This window comes from Duganella radicis (assembly GCF_009720825.1).
Lineage (GTDB): Bacteria > Pseudomonadota > Gammaproteobacteria > Burkholderiales > Burkholderiaceae_D > Rugamonas > Rugamonas radicis.
This window is the reverse complement of sequence record NZ_WNKY01000011.1, coordinates 1-21,020: the sequence shown is the minus strand read 5'-3', so window position 1 is coordinate 21,020 and position 21,020 is coordinate 1. Positions and strand designations below refer to the sequence as shown.

General features: G+C 65.1%; 14 protein-coding genes. 10 read left to right on the top strand and 4 right to left on the bottom strand.

Annotated features, from left to right (window positions below):
• Positions 1-2: 2 nt before the first annotated feature.
• Positions 3-620: a PEP-CTERM sorting domain-containing protein gene (locus tag GM676_RS12260; protein WP_155463859.1), complete on the top strand. Its 618-nt coding sequence runs from the start codon at positions 3-5 to the stop codon at positions 618-620.
• Here GM676_RS12260 and GM676_RS31820 read toward each other — a convergent pair.
• On the bottom strand, positions 610-3,177 hold the full coding sequence (locus GM676_RS31820) for a GH39 family glycosyl hydrolase (RefSeq protein WP_211923216.1): 2,568 nt from the start codon (positions 3,175-3,177) through the stop codon (positions 610-612). The two genes, GM676_RS12260 and GM676_RS31820, sit on opposite strands and share 11 nt — an antisense overlap.
• A 583-nt stretch (positions 3,178-3,760) precedes the next feature.
• Here GM676_RS31820 and GM676_RS12245 point away from each other — a divergent pair.
• Positions 3,761-6,670: a TonB-dependent receptor domain-containing protein gene (locus GM676_RS12245; protein WP_229262654.1), complete on the top strand. Its 2,910-nt coding sequence runs from the start codon at positions 3,761-3,763 to the stop codon at positions 6,668-6,670.
• On the opposite strand, the gene GM676_RS12240 is transcribed toward GM676_RS12245, so the two are convergent.
• On the bottom strand, positions 6,667-7,659 hold the full coding sequence (locus GM676_RS12240; RefSeq protein WP_155463858.1) for a LysR substrate-binding domain-containing protein: 993 nt from the start codon (positions 7,657-7,659) through the stop codon (positions 6,667-6,669). The genes GM676_RS12245 and GM676_RS12240 overlap by 4 nt on opposite strands.
• A 121-nt stretch (positions 7,660-7,780) precedes the next feature.
• Here GM676_RS12240 and GM676_RS12235 point away from each other — a divergent pair, with 121 nt between their 5' ends.
• Genes GM676_RS12235 through GM676_RS12210 form a run of 6 tightly spaced genes read left to right on the top strand, consistent with a single transcriptional unit; the run spans position 7,781 to position 14,806 of the window.
• The gene (locus GM676_RS12235; RefSeq protein WP_155463857.1) at positions 7,781-9,100 is read left to right on the top strand and encodes an NAD(P)/FAD-dependent oxidoreductase; all 1,320 of its coding nucleotides are present in this window, start codon (positions 7,781-7,783) and stop codon (positions 9,098-9,100) included.
• Positions 9,101-9,148: 48 nt separating this feature from the next.
• Positions 9,149-10,480, top strand: a complete 1,332-nt coding sequence (locus tag GM676_RS12230) for an MFS transporter (protein WP_155463856.1) — start codon at positions 9,149-9,151, stop codon at positions 10,478-10,480.
• A gap of 33 nt (positions 10,481-10,513) precedes the next feature.
• Positions 10,514-11,422, top strand: coding sequence for a dihydrodipicolinate synthase family protein (locus GM676_RS12225; RefSeq protein WP_155463855.1), 909 nt, complete (start codon positions 10,514-10,516; stop codon positions 11,420-11,422).
• A complete protein-coding gene (locus GM676_RS12220) occupies positions 11,422-12,912 on the top strand; it encodes an aldehyde dehydrogenase (RefSeq protein ID WP_155463854.1) in 1,491 nt (496 codons plus the stop codon). Before GM676_RS12225 ends, GM676_RS12220 begins: the two co-directional genes overlap by 1 nt.
• The gene (gene yddG, locus GM676_RS12215; RefSeq protein ID WP_155463853.1) at positions 12,909-13,796 is read left to right on the top strand and encodes an aromatic amino acid DMT transporter YddG; all 888 of its coding nucleotides are present in this window, start codon (positions 12,909-12,911) and stop codon (positions 13,794-13,796) included. The genes GM676_RS12220 and yddG overlap by 4 nt, the downstream gene beginning before the upstream one ends.
• Positions 13,797-13,843: 47 nt before the next feature.
• Positions 13,844-14,806 (top strand): porin, encoded by a 963-nt coding sequence (locus GM676_RS12210; protein WP_155463852.1) that lies wholly within the window; start codon positions 13,844-13,846, stop codon positions 14,804-14,806.
• Between the two features lie 35 nt (positions 14,807-14,841).
• Here the strand turns inward: GM676_RS12210 and GM676_RS12205 are convergent, their stop codons facing one another.
• Positions 14,842-15,339, bottom strand: a complete 498-nt coding sequence (locus GM676_RS12205) for a GNAT family N-acetyltransferase (protein WP_155463851.1) — start codon at positions 15,337-15,339, stop codon at positions 14,842-14,844.
• Positions 15,327-15,812 (bottom strand): MarR family winged helix-turn-helix transcriptional regulator, encoded by a 486-nt coding sequence (locus tag GM676_RS12200; protein ID WP_155463850.1) that lies wholly within the window; start codon positions 15,810-15,812, stop codon positions 15,327-15,329. Before GM676_RS12200 ends, GM676_RS12205 begins: the two co-directional genes overlap by 13 nt.
• Before the next feature lie 243 nt (positions 15,813-16,055).
• Between GM676_RS12200 and GM676_RS12195 the strand changes: the two genes are divergently transcribed.
• Both GM676_RS12195 and GM676_RS12190 read left to right on the top strand, forming a co-directional pair.
• Positions 16,056-18,074, top strand: a complete 2,019-nt coding sequence (locus tag GM676_RS12195) for a tetratricopeptide repeat-containing diguanylate cyclase (RefSeq protein WP_170304282.1) — start codon at positions 16,056-16,058, stop codon at positions 18,072-18,074.
• Positions 18,075-18,132: 58 nt separating this feature from the next.
• A partial coding sequence (locus GM676_RS12190) for a ligand-binding sensor domain-containing protein (RefSeq protein ID WP_170304281.1) occupies positions 18,133-21,020 on the top strand: 2,888 nt, incomplete at its 3' end.

The window sequence follows — 21,020 nt, the reverse complement described above, 5'->3', positions numbered from 1 at the left end:
TCATGCAAAAAATCACGCGTATTTGCCGGATGTTGGCGGCCGCCGCCGCTGTACTGTGCGCGCATGCCGGCGCGTCCGTCCTGACCTTTGAGAACGGCCAGCCGAGCGGCCTGCCGCTGAAGAACGCCACCCCCTATGTCGAGGACGGCTATTCCTTCACCAGCTCGCTTGGCGACGCCATGTATCACAACGATTTTTTCCAGCCGCTGTCCGGCGTCAATACCAACGGGACCACGGTGCTGGGCTGGTGCGCGGCGGAATGCGGCGGCGGCAAAACCATCAGCGTGTCCGCCGCGCACGCGTTCACCTTGAGCGCGATCGACTTTGCCGCGCTGTTCCGGGGCGGCGGCACGGGCGCGCTGGTGGTCACCGGCGTGCGGCAGGATGGCACCAGCGTGTCGCAAGCGGTGAGTTACGGCGATAGCTGGATCACCACGCGGTTCACCGGCTTCAACAACCTGAAACAGCTCGATATCCTCAGCGGTGACGCGCTGGATGTCGGGATGGACAATCTGGTGCTCACCGCGGTGCCGGAGCCGTCGCCGCCGGTCCTGCTGGGCGCCGGGCTGTTGCTGGTCGGCGCGCTGGCGCGCCGGCGCCGCGTCGCGCTTAATCGATGACGATCAGCGAGACACCCTGGCGCGGCAGCACAAAACGCAGCGTCCCGGCGCCGCCCTTCAAGGCGATATCGGACAGGCGCACCGGCGTCATCCGCGACGCCAGCTCCAGCTGTGCCGCCTGTTTCTCGTTGGGCGCTTGCGGTGCGCCCATGGCTTGCCAGGCCGTGAAGGCATTGGCGTGTTGCCGATCGACGCGGTATTGCGTGACCGTGCGTGCGGCGGATTTTCCGAGTCCCGACAATTGCAGTTCGACCGCTGCATCGGCGCCGCTGGTGTCGTCGTCGTGGTAATGCCAGGTCAGCACCGTCAGCTGGCCGTTCGCGCCGCGCGCGGCCAGCACGCCGACATCCGGGTGGCCGCGCACGCCGTTTTGCATGATATCGTCCAGCGCCACCTCGGCGTCGCTGTCGGCGGCGACACGCTGCGCGCCCAGCTTCGCCATCATGCGGAACACATTCATCACCGGCAGGTCGATGCCGTTGCTGGCCAGTTGCCGGTAGCCGGCGAACCATGGCTGATCCTCAAACGTGAAGGCCCAGGTCAGGGCACCCTCCAGATTGACCTTGTCGCGCCGCGCCAGCTGCCAGATGCGCTTGTAGCTGGCGGCGGTATAGCTTGAATACATGGTGCCGTTGCGATAGGCGTTCTGCGGGCCGGGGCAGGCGGCGCAACCTTCCGGGTCGTTCTCGCCGATGACAATCGGCTTGTCCCTGAGCTCGGGCACGGCCGCGATTTTGCGGAAACCTTCGTCGACGCCCGCCAACTGGGTGGCGATCCCCATGCGCACGTGGCCGTCCACGAATCGCGGACTTCCCTTGGCGTGGAAGGACAGGAAATCGGTGGGCGTGCCGGTGTCGCCGGTCGCGTGGTTCTTGCCGCGCGCGACGTGCGCCAGGAAGGCATCCATGAAGGCGCCGCCGGCGCCGGCCACGTCCGGCCCGCCGACGCGGGCCTGCGGCAATGCGCGCCGCACGCCGGCGATCGCATAGTCGTGCAACTTGTTGAACTCCTCCTGGGTGCCGCTCCAGTAGGCCGGCCCGTTGGGTTCGTTCCAGACCTCGAAGTACCATTGCAGGACTTCTTCCTTGCCGTAGCGCTGCACGCAGTGCCTGACCCACTGGTACACCAGCTCGCTCCATTTTGCGTAGTCCTTGGGCGGCGCGTTCCAGGCGCCGGCGATCAGATCGTAGGAATAGCCCGGGCGCCAGCCGTGCTGGTAGGGCGTGCCGGGCGGGGCGCTCGACAAGGCTTGCGGCATGAAGCCGATTTGCAGGTAGGGGCGGACACCGCGCGCAAGATAGGTGTCGATGATATGGTCGGCGATGGTCCAGTCATACACCGGCTTGCCCTGGCTGTCTTCGGTATAGGCATTGGTGCTGCCCCACTTGAAGGCGGCGGTGCCGTCGCCGGTGTTGAGCAGGTTGTGGGTGCGGAAGTACACCGCGCCGGGCCGCAGTTCGCCCAGGTGGGCCATCAGCTTGCGGCCGTCCTTCATGGTGGCGTAATTCGGCTCGTCGGCGCCGAAGAAGCGCCACATGGGCGGAAGCGCGCCGTCGTCCTGGCCGGCGTTCACGCGCATGTGGACGGGGAAGGTGGTTGCCGGGGTGGTGCTCACCGGCTGGATGTCGCCGTTGCCATCGTAGTAGAGCGGGGCGATGGCGATCGAGCGGCGCCAGTCGCCGCCGCCAGGCAGCAGGTTATCGTGGTAGAACAGATAGCTTTTTCCCTCGTGTTCGAGAATGGCCTGGTGATTGGTCGAAATCTTCAGGTAGTCGAGGATGACGCCACGGTAGGTGAAGGGCCCCAGCGGCGAGTCCGCCGTGGCGTAGACGATTTGTCCCGGCCAGCCGGTGGAAAAGCTGAAGTAGTACTTGCCGTTGTGCCGGTGCAGGAAGGGCGCCTCGCCGTATTGTTTCTTCGGATCGGCGGCCGGCCAGCCTTGCACCACCACGTTCCGGATGGCGCCGTCGACGCTGATCATGTCGGCCTTGAGCTTGACCACCTTGGGCACGCGCGTGCCGAAGTACATATAGGCCTGGCCATCCTGGTCGACGAACACGGCGGGGTCGATCGGCTCGTCGCCGGCATTGGCGTCGCGGGCCTTGTCGATCAGGGCGTCGCCGCGCGCGTCGGTGAACGGGCCTTCGGGGCGGTCGGCCACGGCCACGCCGATCTTGTCGCCGCCGACCGGTGCGTAGAAATAGTATTCGCCATTGCGGTAGGCCGCCTCCGGCGCCCAGGCCTTGGCGTCCGGCCGCGCCCACTTGAACACGGCCACGCCCAGGAAGGCGCCGTCATCGCGCCAGTGCTTCATGTCCTGCGAGCTGTACAGGCGCCAGCTGGTCGAGTCCCAGTACTTGCCGGAGTTGGAGGCGTCATCGGTGGCGTAGAGGTAGAAGCGGCCGCCATCCTGGGTCTGGAAGTAGTGCGGCGAGGGATCGGCGTTAAAGCGCGTGGCGATGGGCTGACCCACCTCGGCCGCGGCCGGCAGGGCCGCCATCAGCAATAACAGCAAACCGTTCCGGATGGCCTTGGCGGCAGAGGTGCGGAAATCCAATCGTTGTCTCCTTAATTTTGGGTGAACTCACCTGCGTCCATTTCGGTATCGCGGCATGGATACTGTAATCGATTTCGGTGCCGCCAACGATTTTACGGCGCGGAGAGGTGCAGAGGCAGGCGGCGGTTCAGGTTGAGGGCCTTGATGTCGGCCCCGAAGGCTTCGTCGATCAGGCGCGCCTTGAGGCCGTTGGATTCCGCTTCCTTCAAGGCGCGCTCGATGATGGGGCGGTAGCCGGCGGCGGACGGGCTCAGATAGAAACGGAAGTCGGGTCGGCGCGTCCGTCGGACACCATTGCGATACGTAATTCAAGCGGCGCGACGCCCGGCGTGGAGGCGGGTGTCGCGATCGAAGAAAACAAGGCGCAAGCGAAAAAGCAAAGAGATCGCAGCTTGAAAATCACTTTCGCGGCTCCGGCGAAAAGTGGTGATTGTAGCCTACCTCGGCAACCACGACGCAGGTAACTGATATCGAAAACGATATCAATCACGACAAAAAAAGTAATTGGTACATTGCTAATTGCGCGACTACATTGGTAGCGCTAACGTAGTATGTTAGCGCAAACATAAAAACAGGAGACTCTATGCAAAAACCACTTCAACGGACCATGATCAACCTTGCCGTGGCCAGCGCCTGCGGCATGCTGGCGATGCCGGGCCATGCCCAGCAAGCACCGGCCGAACAGCCACAGGAGGAAGTCAAGACGGTGACGGTGTCCGGCTCGCGCATTGCCGCGCGCGGCTTCACCCAGCCGACGCCGACCACCACGCTGTCGTCCGCCGATCTCGACAAATCCGCCAAGCCGAATATTTTCGAATCGCTGATCGAACTGCCGGCGTTGCAGGGCAGTACCGGCCGCACCACCAACACCTTCAGTACCTCCAGCGGCATCCAGGGCTTGTCTTCGCTGTCGCTGCGCGGTCTCGGCACGTTGCGCACGCTGACCCTGCTGGACGGCCAGCGCGTGGTGGGCGCCAACGTCACCGGCGTCACCGACGTCAGCCAGTTCCCGCAACTGCTGGTCAAGCGCGTGGACGTGGTGACCGGCGGCGCCTCGGCGTCCTACGGTTCGGACGCCATCGGCGGCGTGGTCAACTTCATCACCGACAAGAAGTTCACCGGCTTCAAGGCCAACGTCGCCGGCGGCGAAACCAAATACCACGACGACAAGAGCGGCACCTTGCAGGCCGCCTGGGGCAAGGGCTTTGTCGATGACCGCCTGCATGTCACCCTCAGCGGCGAATTCACCAAGCAAAACGGCATCGACTCGCCCGGCTTCGGCCAGGTAGGAGCGGGCGGCCGCACCTGGTACAACAATCCGGCCTTGCAGGAGTCGACCAAGGATATGCAGGCGGCCGGCCTGCCGCGCTATCGCAGCATTGTGAATGCCCAGCACATCCAGTACGCCAAATACGGCCTGATCACCAACGGCCCGCTGAAAGGCACCGCCTTCGGTCCGGGCGGCACGCCATACCCGTTCCAGTACGGTACCGATTGCGTCGGCAACTTCTGCATCGGCGGCGACCGCTCCGGCAGCGTGGGCGCGGGCACCAATCTGGCGATGAACTTCAAGCGCCAGGTGGCGTACACCCGCGTGTCGTGGGATCTGGACGCCGATAATGAAATCTACGTCACCGGCAACTGGGCGCAGGTCACCTCGGCATTCTCGCCCAACCCGGGGGCGGCCAAGCAGGGCAATCTGTCTATCCGTTGCGACAATGCCTACCTGCCGGCATCGGTGGCGGCGGGCTGCGCGTCCGGTTACCCGAGCGGCGTGATGTCGGTCGGCACCGCCAATGCCGAGTTCCCGGCCAACATCAATGTCCACCCGACCCGCACCCAGCGCCGCCTGGTGGCCGGCGCCAACGGCAAGTTCAAGCTGTTCGACAAGGAATGGTCTTACGACGCCTACGCCGAGCATGGCGAAAACAAGACCATCATCCGCGTCAACGACATCACGCTCAACCCGCGCTACAACTTTGCCATCGACGCCATCAAGGACCCGGCCACCGGCCAGATCGTCTGCCGCAGCGCCGCCGCCCGCGCCGCCGGCTGCCAGCCGATCAATATCTTCGGCGATGTGCCGATCAACATGCCCGGCTGGAACTACATCGCGCCGAGCAACGGCCCCTTGCAACACACGGACTCGACGCAAAATGTTGTTAGCGCTAACATTAATGGTGACGTAGCGCAAGGCTGGGCCGGTCCGATTTCGGTGGCGTTTGGCGCCGAATGGCGGCGCGAGGATTACTCCGTGTTTGGCGATCCTTACGGCGCCGGCGTGGCGCTGGAATCGCCCTACACCGCAGCGCATCCGGCCGATCCGACCCTGTCGACCACCGGCGACAACTGGTTCGCGGGCAACTACCACAATGGCAAGGGCGCGTTCAACGTCAAGGAAGCCTATGTGGAATTCAATATCCCGTTCCTGAAGTCGGCCACCTTCGGCGAAGCCAACCTGAACATCGCCGACCGCGAGGAGAAGTACAGCACGGCCGGCAAGGCGCGCGCCTGGAAGCTGGGCGCCACCTGGCAGACCCCGGTCGATGGCCTGCGCGTGCGGGCGGTCAGCTCCAAGGACGTGCGCGCACCGAACCTGTCCGAGCTGTTTGCCGCCATGACGGTGACCAATCAGGCGGTCAACAACAATCAGGGCCAGTCGATCCAGATCCAGCAGCGCAACGTCGGCAATCCGTCGCTCAAGCCTGAGGAGGCGCGCAATAATTCCTTCGGCCTGGTGCTGAGTCAGCCGAGCTGGGCGCGCAACTTCAACTTCTCGGTCGATTACTACGACATCAAGGTCAAGAACGTGATCAGCTCGCTGAATCCGCAGCAGGAAGTCGACCTGTGCTACGGCGGCAACCAGCAGGTGTGCTCGGCGGTCTCGATCAATGGTCCCGCCGGCACCAACTATGTGCTGGCGCAGAGCTTCAACTTCGCCTCGCTGCATACGCGCGGCGTCGATTTTGAGCTGGCCTACCGCAAGAACATGGGCGACTTCGGTTTGCCGGGCAGCGTCACCCTGCGTGGTCTGGCGTCGCGCATGATCCATTCGATCTCGGATCCCGGCGTGCCGGGCACCACGCCGATCGAAGGCGCGGGCGCGATGACCGGCGCCACGCCGAAGTGGAAGGCCATGGTGTCGCAGTCGTGGGATGGCTTGCTGGGCGGCAGGCTGGGACTGAGCCTGACCGAACGCTGGATCAGCGCCGGCAAGTTCAACAACGAGTACATCGAGTGCCAGACCAACTGCCCGCTGCCGACCGCGGCGCACCCGACCATCTACGACAACCATATGCCGGGCGCGGTGTACTTCGACCTGGGCGGCAACTACAATGTCAACCAACAGGTGACGGCCTACTTCAAGGTCGACAACCTGGCCGACCGCGCGCCGGTGCTGGTGCCGCAGACCAACCTGAGCCTGGCGTTGAATCCTGCCGTGTATGACTCGGTGGGACGTACCTACCGGGTTGGCCTGCGTGTGAACTTCTAGTTGATGTGACGAAGACCGGCGGCGGCAACGCCGCCGCTTTGCTCGAAGAACCAGTTGCGGAAGCGGTTAACGGCGTTGTCGTCGGCCTTGTCTTCGCGGTAGGCGAGGTAGTGGCGGGTGTCTTCGAGCACCAATTCCTGTCCGACCGGTTTGGTCAGCAGGCCTTTTGCAATCAGCGGCGCCACCAGATGGTCGAAGCCCAGCGCCACGCCCTGGTTGTTCAGCACCATCTGGATCAGCAGGTTGTAGTCGTTGGCATTGAAGAAGTGGGCGCCGGTTTTCAGGCGCTCTTCAATATCCAGATGGTGGATCGCCAGCCACACACTCCAGTCCACATGCTCGGCCACCTGCGACCGTCCGTAGGGACTCAGGTTGAGCAGCACGCCATTCCGTAATCCCTCCAGCGTGTGGATCTCCGGATGCTCGCGCAAATACTCCGGCGTGCAGATCGGGTAGATCCGGTCATGAAACAGCGGCAGGCTGACATAGCCTTCGCGCACGCGCGCCATCTTGGTGATGAAGATGTCCGGATGCAGGCCCGGTTCCAGCGATAAAAAATTCTGCGTGGTCACCAGATCCAGATCGATATCCGGATTGGCGCTGAAAAAGCTCGGCAGCCGGTGCGACATCCACAGCGCCGAGAAAGCGGGGGAGCAGCACACCGTCACGGTATGCCGCGCATTGCTGCCGTAATCCTTGCGTACCCGCGTCGCCGCCTGCGCGATGGCGATGAACGAAAGCTGCGCCGCTTCAAAGAAGATCGCACCCGCCGTGGTCAGCTTGACCGAGCGTCCGACCCGCTCGAACAGATTGGTGCCGAGATGTTCCTCCAGCTCGCGTATCTGCCGGCTGATGGCCGCCTGCGTCACACACAGCGCCTCGGCGGCGCGGGTGAAGCTCTGGTAGCGCGCCGCCACGACAAAGCATTTGACCGCCCGCAGCGACGGCATCTTGAGCAGCAGCTGGTCGGTGGATGGGTTCTTATTCATAACGCCCGGTTATCAATTTCCTGCATGAAAAGTCGATTGTGCCCGACTCCCGAATAAAAGATTATATCCAGACTAATTCGAATAAGTCGAAATAAAAATAATGGGTTTTATTGGAGGCCACATGTTTAAAATATCCGCCACGCCGAAAGACGACGCGATGTGCGGCTGGTATCACACCGCCCCGGCCCGTCAGGCCAAACCCGCCCACGCCGGCGAAAAACATACCCGCTGGACCGTGCTTGGCGCCGGCTTCACCGGCCTGGCCGCCGCGCGCCAGCTGGCGCTGAATTTTCCCAACGATGAAGTGGTGCTGATCGACGCGCAGGAGGTTGGCTTCGGCACCTCGGGCCGCAACGCCGGCTTCGCCATCGACCTGCCGCACGACATCGGCGCCGACGATTACATCGGCGACATCGATATCGCCAGGACCACCCTCAAGCTCAACCGCCTCGGTCAGACCATGCTGCATACGCTGGTCAAGGAACACGGCATCGATTGCCATATGCGCCCCAGCGGCAAATACCAGGCGGCGATCGAAGATCGCGGCATCGCCGTGCTGGAGGCCTACCGTCGCGGACTGGACAAGCTGGGCGAGCCGTACGAGGTCATCGCCGGCAAGGACCTGCCGCGGCACATCGGCACCGCGTTCTACCGCCAGGCCCTGTTCACGCCCGGCACCATGCTGCTGCAACCGTCGGCGCTGGTGAAAGGGCTGGCCGACAGCCTGCCGTCCAACGTCAAGCTGTACGAAAACACCGCGATCACCGAGGTGGAGTATGGCGACAAGGTGGTGCTCAAGCACAAACAAGGCCGCATCGTCACCGACAAGCTGATCCTCGCTAACAATGCCTTTGGCGCGCGCTTCGGCTTCCTCAGGCACACCGTGCTGCCGATGTATCTGTACGCCAGCTTGAGCCGTCCGTTGACCGGGGCCGAGCAGGCGCAACTGGGTGGCAAGGATTTCTGGGGCGTGATCCCGGCCGATCCCTACGGCTCCACCGTACGCCGCACACACGACAACCGCATCCTGATGCGCAACAGTTTCAGCTTCAATCCCAGGCAGCAGTCCAGGCCGGACTGCCTGGAACGCTTCGCCCACAACCACCGCCAGTCTTTCGAGCGCCGCTTCCCCATGCTGCCGGAAGTCGGGTTCGACTACACCTGGAGCGGCTCGCTGGCGCTGACGCAAAATCACAAAGGCTTCTTCGGCCAGCTGGCGCCGAATGTGTATGGCGCGCTGTTCTGCAACGGCCTGGGCGTCACGCGCGGCACCGTCACCGGCGCGCTGCTGGCCGACCTGATCGCCGGCAAGCGCAATGAGCTGATCGATTTCCTGGTGGCCGATTCCGGCCCCAACACACTGCCGCCGGAGCCGTTCCTGTCCATCGGCGTGAACGCCACGCTGTGGTGGGGCCAGCGCAAGGCAGGTCTGGAAAGCTGAATGTTTTAAATACGGCGAATAAATAAATATTAAAGGAGATAACCTGCCATGAATAAAAGCGATATATCCATCGAGGATGTGCCATTAAATAAATTTCACCAGCTGATGACGGTACGCGCCGGCGGCGGATGGATTTTGGATGGTTATATCTTGAGTATTATCGGCGTTGCCATCGTCCAGTTCTCTGATTACCTGAGGTTGGACTCGTTCTGGCAGGGGCTGGTCGCCGCCTCGGCCATGCTCGGCACGTTTTGCAGCGGCTTCCTCGGCGGCTGGCTGACCGACAAGCTGGGACGACGCCGCCTGTTCTTCGTCGGGCCGATACTGTTTATCGTCGGCTCGGTCGGCACCTTTTGGGTGGAATCGGGTGTCTCGTTGTTCGTGCTGCGCTTTTTGGTGGGCATGGGCGTGGGGCTGGAATATCCGGTGGCGGGCTCGCTGCTGACCGAATTCCTGCCGCAAAAGAATCGCGGCCCACGTCTGGCCGGGTTGACCATCCTGTGGTTTGTCGGCGCCGCGCTGTCCTACATCGTCGGCAACTTCATCCTGGCCCATGGCGGCGCCGATGGCTGGCGTCTGGTGCTGGCCAGTTCCGCCGTGCTGGGCGTGCTGCTGTTCCTGCTGCGTCTGGGCACGCCGGAGTCGCCGCGCTGGCTGGTGAGCAAGGGGCGTCTCGACGAAGCCGGCCGCATCATCAAGCAAGTCTACGGCCCGTCGTTCTCGCTGGCGAACATGCCGGCGGAAACCTCCGAAAAGAAAGTCTCGCTGGGCAACCTGCTGACCTCGGGCTATGGCACGCGCATGCTGTTCGTGATCGTGTTCTGGACCGCCGCCGTGGTGCCGATGTTTGCCGTCTACTCGTTCGCCCCGGTGGTGCTGCAAGCGCTCAACCTGAAAGGCGACTGGGCCGCCTACGGCTCGGTGCTGATCACCATGCTGTTCGTGGTTGGCTGCATTGTCGCCACCCGTCTGATTGACACCATGGGCCGCCGCCCGCTGATCATCCACAGCTTCCTGTGGTCCAGCCTGGCGTTGCTGGGACTGGGCGCGTTCTCGCACAGCGCCGAAGCGCTGGTGCTGCTGATGTTTGGCGCTTACGCCTTGTTCATCGGTGGCGCGCAAGTGCTGGAACTGGTTTATCCGAACGAATTGTTCCCGACCGAGATCCGCGCCTTTGCCGTCGGCGTTGGTTCGTCCATGACCCGTGTTGGTTCGGCCATCGGCACCTGGCTGGTGCCGATGTCGCTGGCCAGCTTCGGCATCGGCAACACCATGTACGTGGCCGCCGCCGTCTCGTTCATCGGTTTGATTGTATCCGTCTGGCTGGCGCCTGAGACGCGTGGCATGAGCCTGGAACAGGCCTCCTCGCTCAAACGCTGATTCTTCATCCCCCAATTTTTAAGAGAGATCATCATGAAATTCGAAGGCATCTACACCCCGGCCATCACGCCGCTGACCGCCACCGGCGCAATCGACAAAGCCGCATTCACCGAAGTGCTGGAATACTTGATCGCCGAAGGCATCCACGGCATAGTACTCGCCGGCTCCACCGGCGAGTACTATGCCCACACCGCGCAAGAGCGCGTGGAACTGGCGACGCTGGCCAAACAGGTCATCGGCAATCGCGCCCAGTTAATTATCGGCACCGGCGCCATCCGCACCGAGGAATCGGTGGAGTACGCCAAGCTGGCCAGGGAAATCAAGGCCGACGCCATCCTGGTCGGCACGCCGCCATACGCGCTGCCGACCGAGCAGGAAAACGCCGCCCACGCGCTGGCCATCGACAAGGCCGCCGGCCTGCCGGTGATGCTGTACAACTACCCGGGCCGCATGGGCATGTCCATGGGCCGCGAGTTCTTCAACATCGTCACGCAGTCGTCGAAGAATTTTGTCGCCATCAAGGAAAGCTCGGGCCAGACCGGCCAACTGCACATGCTGGCGCGTGAGTATCCCGGCATCAGCCTGTCCTGCGGCTGGGACGATCAGGCGCTGGAGTTCTTCGCCTGGGGCGCGCGCAGCTGGGTGTGCGCCGGTTCCAACTTCCTGCCGAAAGAGCACATCGCCCTGTACCAGGCCTGCGCCGTCGAGAAGGATTTCGACAAGGGCCGCCGCATCATGTCGGCCATGATGCCGCTGATGGATTATCTGGAAGGCGGCAAATTCGTCCAGTCCATCAAGCATGGCACCGCGCTGGTGGGCCTGCGTCCGGGCGGCGTGCGCGCGCCGCTGCAAGACCTGACGGAAGCCGATAAAGCCGCGCTGCAAGCCGTCGTGGCCCAGCTCAAGAGCGAGGTGGCCGCCGCCGTTGGAGACCAGGCCTGATGGCCGCGCAACTGCTGACCGGCGCCGAATACGCGGCGCTGGCCGAGACCATCACGTTGCCGACGCAGGCGTTTGTGGACGGCGCCTTCCGTCCGGCGCTGTCGGGCGAGACCTTCGAGACCACCAATCCGGCCACCGGCAAGCTGCTGGCGCGCATCGCCGCCTGCAATGCCGAGGACGTGGACGTGGCGGTGGCCAACGCCAAGGCCGCCTACGAAGACGGCCGCTGGAGCCGCCTGTCGCCCAACCAGCGCAAGCACACGCTGCTGCGCTTCGCCGATCTGCTGGAACAGCATGCCCACGAACTGGTCGTGATGGAAAGCCTGGACAGCGGCAAGCCGATCCGCGAATGCCAGAACACCGACATCCCGGAAGCCATCCACACCATCCGCTGGCACGCGGAATTGATCGACAAGATCTACGAACACACCGCGCCGGTTGGCGGCAATGCGCTGGCGCTGGTGGTGCGCGAAGCCATCGGCGTGGTCGGCCTGGTCCTGCCGTGGAACTTCCCTTTGCTGATGCTGGCCTGGAAGATCGGCCCGTCCCTGGCGGCGGGCTGCTCGATCGTGGTCAAGCCGGCCAAGGAAACCACGCTGACCGCGCTGCGTGTGGCCGAGCTGGCGCATCAGGCCGGTGTGCCGGCGGGCGTGTTCAACGTGCTGCCGGGCGGCGGCCGCGAAGTGGGCGAGCCGCTGGGCCGCCATCGCGATGTGAGCATGGTCAGCTTCACCGGCTCGACCACCACCGGCCGCCTGTTCCTGCATTACGCGGCCGAGTCCAACCTCAAGCGCGTGGTGCTGGAGTGCGGCGGCAAGAATCCGGCCGTGGTGCTGAACGACGTCAAGGATCTGGACAGCGTGGCACAGCACATCGTCAACGGCGCGTTCTGGAACATGGGCGAGAACTGCTCGGCCTCGTCGCGCCTGATCGTGCATGCCGACATCAAGTGCCAGCTGCTGGAGCGCATGGATGTGCATATGCGCGAATGGAAGATGGGCAATCCGCTCGACCCGGACAACCGCCTTGGCGCCATGGTCAGTAAAGCGCACTTCGAGAAAGTGCGTTCCTACCTGGAACAGGCGGACAAGGAAAAACTGACCGTGGTCTACGGTGGCGAGACGGAGAAGGGCATTTACGTGCAGCCGACCGTGGTGGACGGCGTCGGCCCGGACAGCCTGCTGTTCCAGGAAGAGATCTTCGGCCCGGTGTTGTCTGTCACCACCTTCAATACGCTGGAGGAAGCCATCACCTTGGCGAACGACTCGGTGTACGGGTTGGCGGCCTCGGTCTACACCGACGATCTGCGCAACGCCATCAAGCTATCGCGCGAGATTCGTGCCGGCGTGGTCACGGTCAATTGTTTCGGCGAGGGCGACATCACCACGCCGTTCGGCGGCTACAAGGAGTCCGGCTTTGGCGGCCGCGATAAATCCGTGTGGGCGCACGACCAGTACACCGAAATCAAAACCATCTGGATCGACGCATGATGGACACCAAAAAGGCCACCATGATCGGCCTGGTCGCGGTCGTGCTGTGGAGTTCGATTGTGGGCCTGATTCGCAGCGTCAGCGAGCACCTCGGCGCCACCGGTGGCGCGGCCATGATGTACAGCGTGGCCTCGGTGTTCCTGCTGCTGTCGGTGGGGCGCGTCAAGCTGAGCGAGTTCCCGCGCCGTTATCTGGTGTGGGGCAGCGTACTGTTCGTGACCTACGAGCTGTGCCTGGCGCTGTCGATCGGCTATGCCAACAACGCCCGGCAGGCGATCGAGGTCGGCATGGTCAACTACCTGTGGCCGACCTTCACCATCGTCGCCGCCATCCTGTTCAACCGGCAGAAGACCAACTGGCTGATCGTGCCTGGCTTTCTGGTGTCGATCGTCGGCATCTGCTGGGTGCTGGGCGGCGAGCAGGGCTTCGATCCGGCCGGCATGCTGGACAACGTGCGCGACAACCCGCTCAGCTACGGCCTGGCTTTCGCGGGCGCGGTGATCTGGGCCGGCTACTGCACGGTGACGGCGCGCATCGCCGGCGGCAAGAATGGCGTGACGCTGTTCTTCATGCTGGTGGCGATCACGCTGTGGATCGAGTACGCCTTGCAGGGCGGCGGCCATATGGACTTTAGCGGCAGCGCCATCGTCTATTTGCTGCTGGCGGCTGCGGCCATGGGCTTCGGCTACGGCGCCTGGAACGTCGGCATCCTGCACGGCAACGTGACGGTGCTGGCCGGCGCGTCCTACTTCATCCCGGTGCTGTCGGCGGCCTTGTCGACCATGCTGCTGCGCGCGCCGCTGTCGCTGGCTTTCTGGCAAGGCGCGGCCATGGTCTGCGGCGGCGCGATTCTCTGCTGGCTGGCGACCCGCGCCAAAAAATAAAAACGGCGCCCAAGAGCGCTCTGATAAAAACTACAGGAGACAAAATTATGCGCAGTCATCAAACTGTGCTGCTGGCCTGCGCCGTTCTCGGCGCACTGGCCATGGCGGCGCCTGCCCGGGCGCAATCCTCGGTGTCGGTCAATGGCATGCTCGATCTGGGCCTGTATCGCGGCTTCGACGGCGTGACGCAGATCGGCACCGTCCAGCGCAGCAATCTCGCCATCTCGGGCGTCGAGGATCTGGGCGGCGGCGTGAAGGCGGTGTTCCGTCTCAGCACCCGCTTTGAAATGGACACCGGCGCCAGCGAAGGCGCCGGCTATAAACCATTCTGGCACGATGAATCCACTATCGGCCTGAAAGGCGCATGGGGCACGGTGCGGGCAGGGCGCGCCATGACGGCGATGTGGGCCAACGACTGGAAGTTCGATCCATGGTGCAACTACAACCGCATCGCCTCGCCGGCCTGGCAACACTGGCACTATCTGACGCCCAGCGATCCCTTTGCCAACAACGGCACGGCCGAATACGGCCGCCTGAATAACGGCGTGTTTTACGACTCGCCGACCGTCGGCGACTTCACCGTGCGCCTGAGCGGCACGCCGGAACGCGATCCGCGCGGCGCCACGCGGCCGGTGTCCGCCGTGCTGGAGTACGGGCAGGGCGCCTGGGCCGGCATGGCCGCTTACGAACGCAACAGCATCGGCGACAAGGACTACTTCGCCGCCGGCAAATACAGCTTCGGCGATGCCGCCATCATGGCCGCGTACGACGACAGCCGTGAGCTGGCCACCAACGGCCGCTCGCGCGCCTATACGGTGTCGGCCAGCTACAAGATGGACCAGCGCGTCACGCTGAAAACCGGCTACAGCCTCCAGCGCCTGAACGGCGTCGACAACCGCTACCTGTCGTTCGGCGCGGACTACGCCTTGTCGCGCCGCTCCACGTTGTATTTCAGCGTCGGACACCAGCACACGACGTCCACAGGCTTCGGCATGGCGCACATCTTTTAGCCGTCCGGTGGCGCCAGCGAAGGCGCGCGAATCGGTTAATGCAGTTCGCTATCGACACGGCGTTCCACGAGCACCACGTCGCGCCAGGCGCCATGTAGCTGCCCCATCTTTTCCCGCCTTCCGACCTGGCGGAATCCGACGCGGGCATGCAGTGCCAGGCTCGCCGCGTTTTCCGGGAATATGCCCGCTTGCAAAGTCCAGAACCCCTGGCGTTCGGAGGCCGATACCAGTTCGCGCATCAGAGCACTGCCGACCCCCTGTCCATGGACCGATGAGGCCACGTAGACACTGACCTCCGCGACCCCGCGATAAATGGGACGGGCCGAGATTGCCGCCAGAACGGCCCAGCCTACAACTGAGTTGTCTTTGACGGCAACCAGGCGACAGGTTTGCAGATGGTTTGCGTCCCACTGCTCCCAGGACGGGGCCTCGGTCTGGAACGTGGAGTTGCCGCTGGCAATACCTTCAAGATAAATGCGGCGAACGCCTGTCCAATCCTCTGGAAGCATGGCGCGTAATTTTATTTCTGACATGGGGTCCTCGTGGCTTTGTCAGGGGTGTTCAGGGCGGACTTCAAGGAGCGCAGTGCGCTGTGCAAGGCGGCTAGCTGTTCGGGCGGAACGTGGGTCAGCAGGGTCGTCGCGTGCTCATTTAATTGGCTGTTTAAAGAAACGGCGCGGTCTGTTCCCCGCGCGGTGAGCGTCAACATCACGCTCCGCTTGTCCAGTTCGTTGGGTTGCCTGGTTAAACTGCCTTCCGCACTCAGGGCTTCAACCGCTCGACTGATCCATCCCTTGTCCAGTCCGAGTCGTTCGACAAGGGCTTGTTGAGGAAGGGAACCGCTACGCAGCAATTCGTTCAATATGTGGCAGCGAACAGTTTGTCCGCCGTCCATGCATGCCGCGCTCTCACGCTGGTCGCGTATGAACAGGCGCACGACTTCACGGAGAAGTTGTGCTGTGGTTTCGTTGCTGATCATAATGGCTTGGTTGAGATTGACAACCAATTCTATTGCCTGTTTATTTGGTTGTCAATAGCAACCAAAGGCCTTGGGGAAGCACGCCGGCGCACTCATCAAGGCGGGCTCCTGTGGCGGCGTGCTGCCCTGTCGCGCAATAGTGGTAGGGATTTCCCTACTGTCATGTCAGGTCTTGCTGATGTCTTGCATGCCAGAGAGGTGGTAGCCTGTGCAACAGGACACATCTAGCGGGAGCGTCAGTTGGCGGGTTGGATAAATAATGGACGGTTGATGCGGGCCTGGCCAGGCTTGCTGATCGCGCTCGTCCTCTGCACGCCGGCGCTGGCCGGATCAGCGATGGACCAGCGCATCATGGATCTGCGCGACCAGGGCCGGCTGTTCCCCGACAAGATCCTGGTGCAATTGCTCGCGCTGCAAGCGCAGGTGCGGGCCGAACCGCCGCGCACCCAGGCCGAGCTGCTGGCGCAGATCAGCGCCGCCCGCATGTTGCTGAATCAGTACGAGGCGGCGCTGGCGACCGCCGATCAGGTCGTCGCCTACGGCAAATCCCTGGGGGACGACGTCATCGTCGCCAAGGGGCTGCTGGCCAAGGCGCGCGTGTCCATCGCGCGCGAGGACAGCGAGACGGGGTACCGGCAAGCGCTGGAGGCGGAGCAACTGGCGTTGCGCGGCGACGACAGGTCGGCGCTGGCGCAGGCCGAGATCGCGGTCGGCGCCGCCAGCACCGGGCAGGGCTTGTTTACCACTGCGCTGGAACGGTTGCAGCGGGCGGTCGACCGCGCGCGCCAGGTGGACGACGACCCGATGCTGTTGTTTAACGCGCTGAGATCGATATGCCGCCTGTATGTCCAGATCAAGGAGCGCGACAAGGCCTACGCCACGCTGGACGAACTGACGGCGATCGCGGAGAAACAACGTCTGCCGACGCAGATGGCATTGCAGAAGATTAGCGAACACACGGTGGCGAGCGCGTTTGGCCACCCCGAACGCGCCCTGCGCGCGCAGCTCGACAGCCTGGCCTTGCAGCGCAAGCTGGGTGCCCGCCGCATGCTGGGCTCGACGCTGAACAACCTGGCCGACGCTTATCTGAAGCGGCGCGATTACCCGCAGGCGGCGGCTTACGCCGGCGAGGCGTTGCAGACGACGCAGGGGCTGGACGAAACCGACAGCGACGCCACCGCGCGCGTGAATCTGGGACACGCCTATCTGGGCATGGGGCGCATCGCCGAAGGCAGGAAAAACTTCGAGGCGGGGCTGAAGTGGTTCGAGGACGCAGGCAACAAGCCCGGCTTGCAGGAGGTCCTGCTGGAGTACGGACAGGCGCTGGAGGCGGCGGGCGACATGGCCGGCGCGGTGCGCGCCTATCACCGCGAGCGCGCCATTTACAACGAACTGTTCGAGACCAAGCGCCAGAAGGCCTTGCTGGAACTACAGGAACGCAACGAGACCGACAAGAAACAGCGGCAGATCGCGCTGCTGGAGAGCGAGAATCACAACCATCTCCTGATGCAGCGCATCTGGTGGTTGCTGGCGGCGGTGCTGGCGCTGGTGTCGGTGGTGGTCGGCCTGCTGTACCGCAAGATACGGCTGGCGAACGCGCGGCTGGCCAGCAAGAACCTGGAGCTCAAGGCGCTGTCCACCCTCGATCCGCTGACGGGCCTGTACAACCGCCGCCACTTCCAGGACTGCATGGCGGGTCTGGCGCCGGGCGAGCGGCGCGGCCAGGCCGGCGGCGCGCCGGATGGCGACATGGTCGGCGCCCTGTTCCTGCTGGACGTGGACCACTTCAAGCATGTCAACGACACCTATGGCCACGCCGCCGGCGACGTGGTGCTCAAGATGGTCGCCCGGCAGCTGCGCGCCGTGATGCGCGAGAGCGACCTGGTGGTGCGCTGGGGCGGCGAGGAGTTCCTCGCCTACGTGCCGGCCCTGCCGCGCCAGCGCATCGACGAGGTCGCGCGCAGCATCCTGCTCGGCATCTCGTCACAGGCGGTGTGCCATCAGGACCGCCAGCTCTCGGTGCGGGTGTCGATCGGCTACGCGCCGTTCCCGCTGGCGCCGGCGGGCGAGCCGCTGGGCTGGGAGCGCGTGATCAACCTGGCCGACATGGCGCTGTATCTGGCCAAGACGCAGGGCCGCAACCGCGCCTACGGCGTGCGCGGCTTCGCCCAGCGCCAGCCGATCCCGGTGGAGGAGGTCGAGCAGGACCTGGAACGCGCCTGGCGCGCGGGGCAGGTGGACTTGCAGCTGGTGCTTGGCGACAGCGCGTATGCGCAAGAATGTGCGTAACAATATCAGGCATGAACAGCGCGTGCCGGGGCGCCGGCTCACCGGAGTGTGGCGACAGATGAATACCGTCCTGCGACAGTGGCAGTTCGAAGGGGGGCGTACCCGGCGCTTGCTGGCGGCGATCGCCGCCGCGCTGAGCGCGCTGGGCCTGCTGGGCGCACCGGCCGCCGCCCGGGCCGAGGCCGACGCCTGGTCACGGCTGGTGCAGCCGGTGTTCCAGAACTATGGCGCGCAGAACGGCCTGTCCAACCCGGTCACCACCGACATCGCCCAGGACCAGACCGGCTTCCTGTGGGTCGGCACCCAGGGCGGCTTGTCGCGCTGGGATGGCTACCGTTTCCGCAACTACACCAACATCGCCGGCGATAGCCATTCGCTGCCCGACAACTTCATCGCGGCGGTGCATGTGGACCGCCGCGGCCTGCTGTGGGTGGGGACGGTGAACGGCGGCCTGGCGCGCTACCGGCCGGAGTCGGACGACTTTGTCACCTACAACAGCAAGAACTCGGCGCTGTCCCCGGGCGGCGTGCGCGCGATCGCCGGCGACGACGCCGGCGGCCTGTGGATCGGCACCGACAAGGGCCTGGACTACATGGCGGGCATGGCCGAGCCGGCGCGCGCCAGCATCACGCATTATCGTCACGACGACGCCAATCCCGGCAGTCCGCCGGCCGATGCCGTCAAGGCCCTGTATGTCGATCCGCACGGCACGCTGTGGGCGGCGTCGCTCAAGGGGCTGGTGCGGCGCGCGCCCGGCGCGTCCGACTTCGTGCCGCTGCCGCTGCCGGAGGGCGCCGTGGTCAACGCCTTGTTGATGGACAGCGCCGGACGGCTGTGGATAGGCACGCGCAAGCGCGGCCTGTTCGTGCTGCCGCCCGGCGGCGCGCAGGCCCGGCGCTACGCGGACACCGCCGAGGCCGCCGAGTTGATGAAGGATGAAATCATCACCGGCCTCGCCGAGGCGGCAGGCGGCGAGATCTGGATCAGTTCCTTCGCCGGCGGCGTCGCGATCCTGGACCCGGCCAGCGGTGGCCTGCGGCGCGCCACCTTCGACGGCCCGGCGCCCGGCGGCCTGGCCAGCGGCATGGTGCGCGCGCTGCTGACCGACCGCGCCGGCTCGATCTGGCTGGCTACCGATAGCGGGCTGAGCCGGACCCAGCCGCTGCCGGCCGTCCTGTCGCTGGGCAAGCGGCACGACGACCGCCCGGGCCTGTCCGATATTTATTACAACGCCATGGCGGTGACGCCCGGGGGCGAGATCTGGGCCGCCTCGGTGCGCCATGGCGCCGACCTGATCGATCCGCGCCGCGGGACGGCGGCCGGCTGGCGGCCGCGCCGCCTGCGCGACGACGATCCGACCCCGGCCACCCAGGTCTCGGCGCTGCTGGCCGACGCCGACGGCGTGGTGTGGGTGGCCACCGGCGGCGGGCTGTACCGCTCGGGGCCGGGCGGCGGCGGCGCCACCCGGGTCGCGGCGCCGTGGCTGGACCGGCTGCACCTGCGCACCCTGACCCGGGCCGGCGACCTGCTGTGGATCGGCACCGCGACCGAGGGCGTGTACCAGGCGCGCGACGATGGCCGCGGCGGGCTGCGGCAAGTGCGCCACGTGGACGGGCTGAGCGGCATGGACGTGACCGTCATCCACCCGGGGCCGGACGGCTCGATGTGGGTCGGCACCCGCACCGGCTTGAACCGGGTGGACGCCGCCAGCGGCGCGGTGCTCGAGCGCATCCTCGGCGATCCGCTCGATCCCGCCGCGCTCAGCAACGCCTACGTCAACACGCTGCTCACCGACCGCCGCGGGCGGCTGTGGGTGGGCAGCAATGGCGGCATCGACGTGATGGAACCGGGCGCGGGCGCCGGCCGGCGGCGCTTCCACCGGCTCGGCATCGCCCAGGGCATGCCCAACATCAACACCGGCAGCCTGCTGGCGGACCGCTGGGGCCGGGTCTGGTGCAGCACCGACGACGGCATCGTGGTGATCGATCCGGACACCCTCGCCATCGGCGTGCTGGGCCGCGCGGACGGGGTGCAGTACTCGCCCTACTGGTCGCACGCGGGCGTGGCCACCGCCAGCGGCGAGCTGGTGTTCGGCGGCTCGGGCGGGATCACCATCGTGCGCCCCGAGCGCTACCGGCCCTGGAATCTCGACGCGCCGGTGGTAGTCACGGAGCTGCGGCTGGGCGGCGTGTCGGTGCCTGCCAGCGGCTATAACGGCAACGGCGGCGCGCCGCTGGTGGTGCGCAGCGACGCCAACAGCTTCGCGGTGGAATTTGCAGCGCTCGACTTCAGCGCGCCCGAGCTCAATCGCTACGCCTACCGGCTGGAGGGCTTCGACCGCGAGTGGATCATGGCCGACGCCGCGCACCGGGTGGCGTCCTACACCAACCTGCCGCCCGGCCAGTATCAGCTGGCGATACGCGGCGCGAACCGCAGCGGCGCCTGGAGCGCGCGGACGCTGCATATGGCGGTCACCGTGCAGCCGTGGTGGTACCAGACCTGGTGGTTCCGCGCGCTCATGAGCATGCTGATCGCCGGCGCCCTGTACGGCGCCTACCGGTTGCGCACCTGGCGGCTGGCGGCCCAGCGCGGCGCGCTGGAACGCGAGGTGGCGCTGCGCACCGTCGAGGTATTGCAACAGAAGGCACTGGCCGAGCAGCAGCGCGGCGAGGCCGAGCGCGAGCACCGGCTGGCCAGCGAACGCAACGCGGAACTGGAGGAGGTCAACCGCATGGCGCAGATGCTGGCCGGCAAACTGGACCTGGACAAGCTGATCGCGTTGGTCGGCGACCAGGTGCACCGCATGTTCACCGCCGCCAGCACCCAGATCACCTTGCTGGAGCACGACAGCGGCGTCCTGCACGTGCCGTACGCCGCCGGCGCGGCCGCGCGGCCGGGCTGGCAGGACGCCGGCGTCGGCGCGCGCGTGATCGGCAGCGGGCAGGG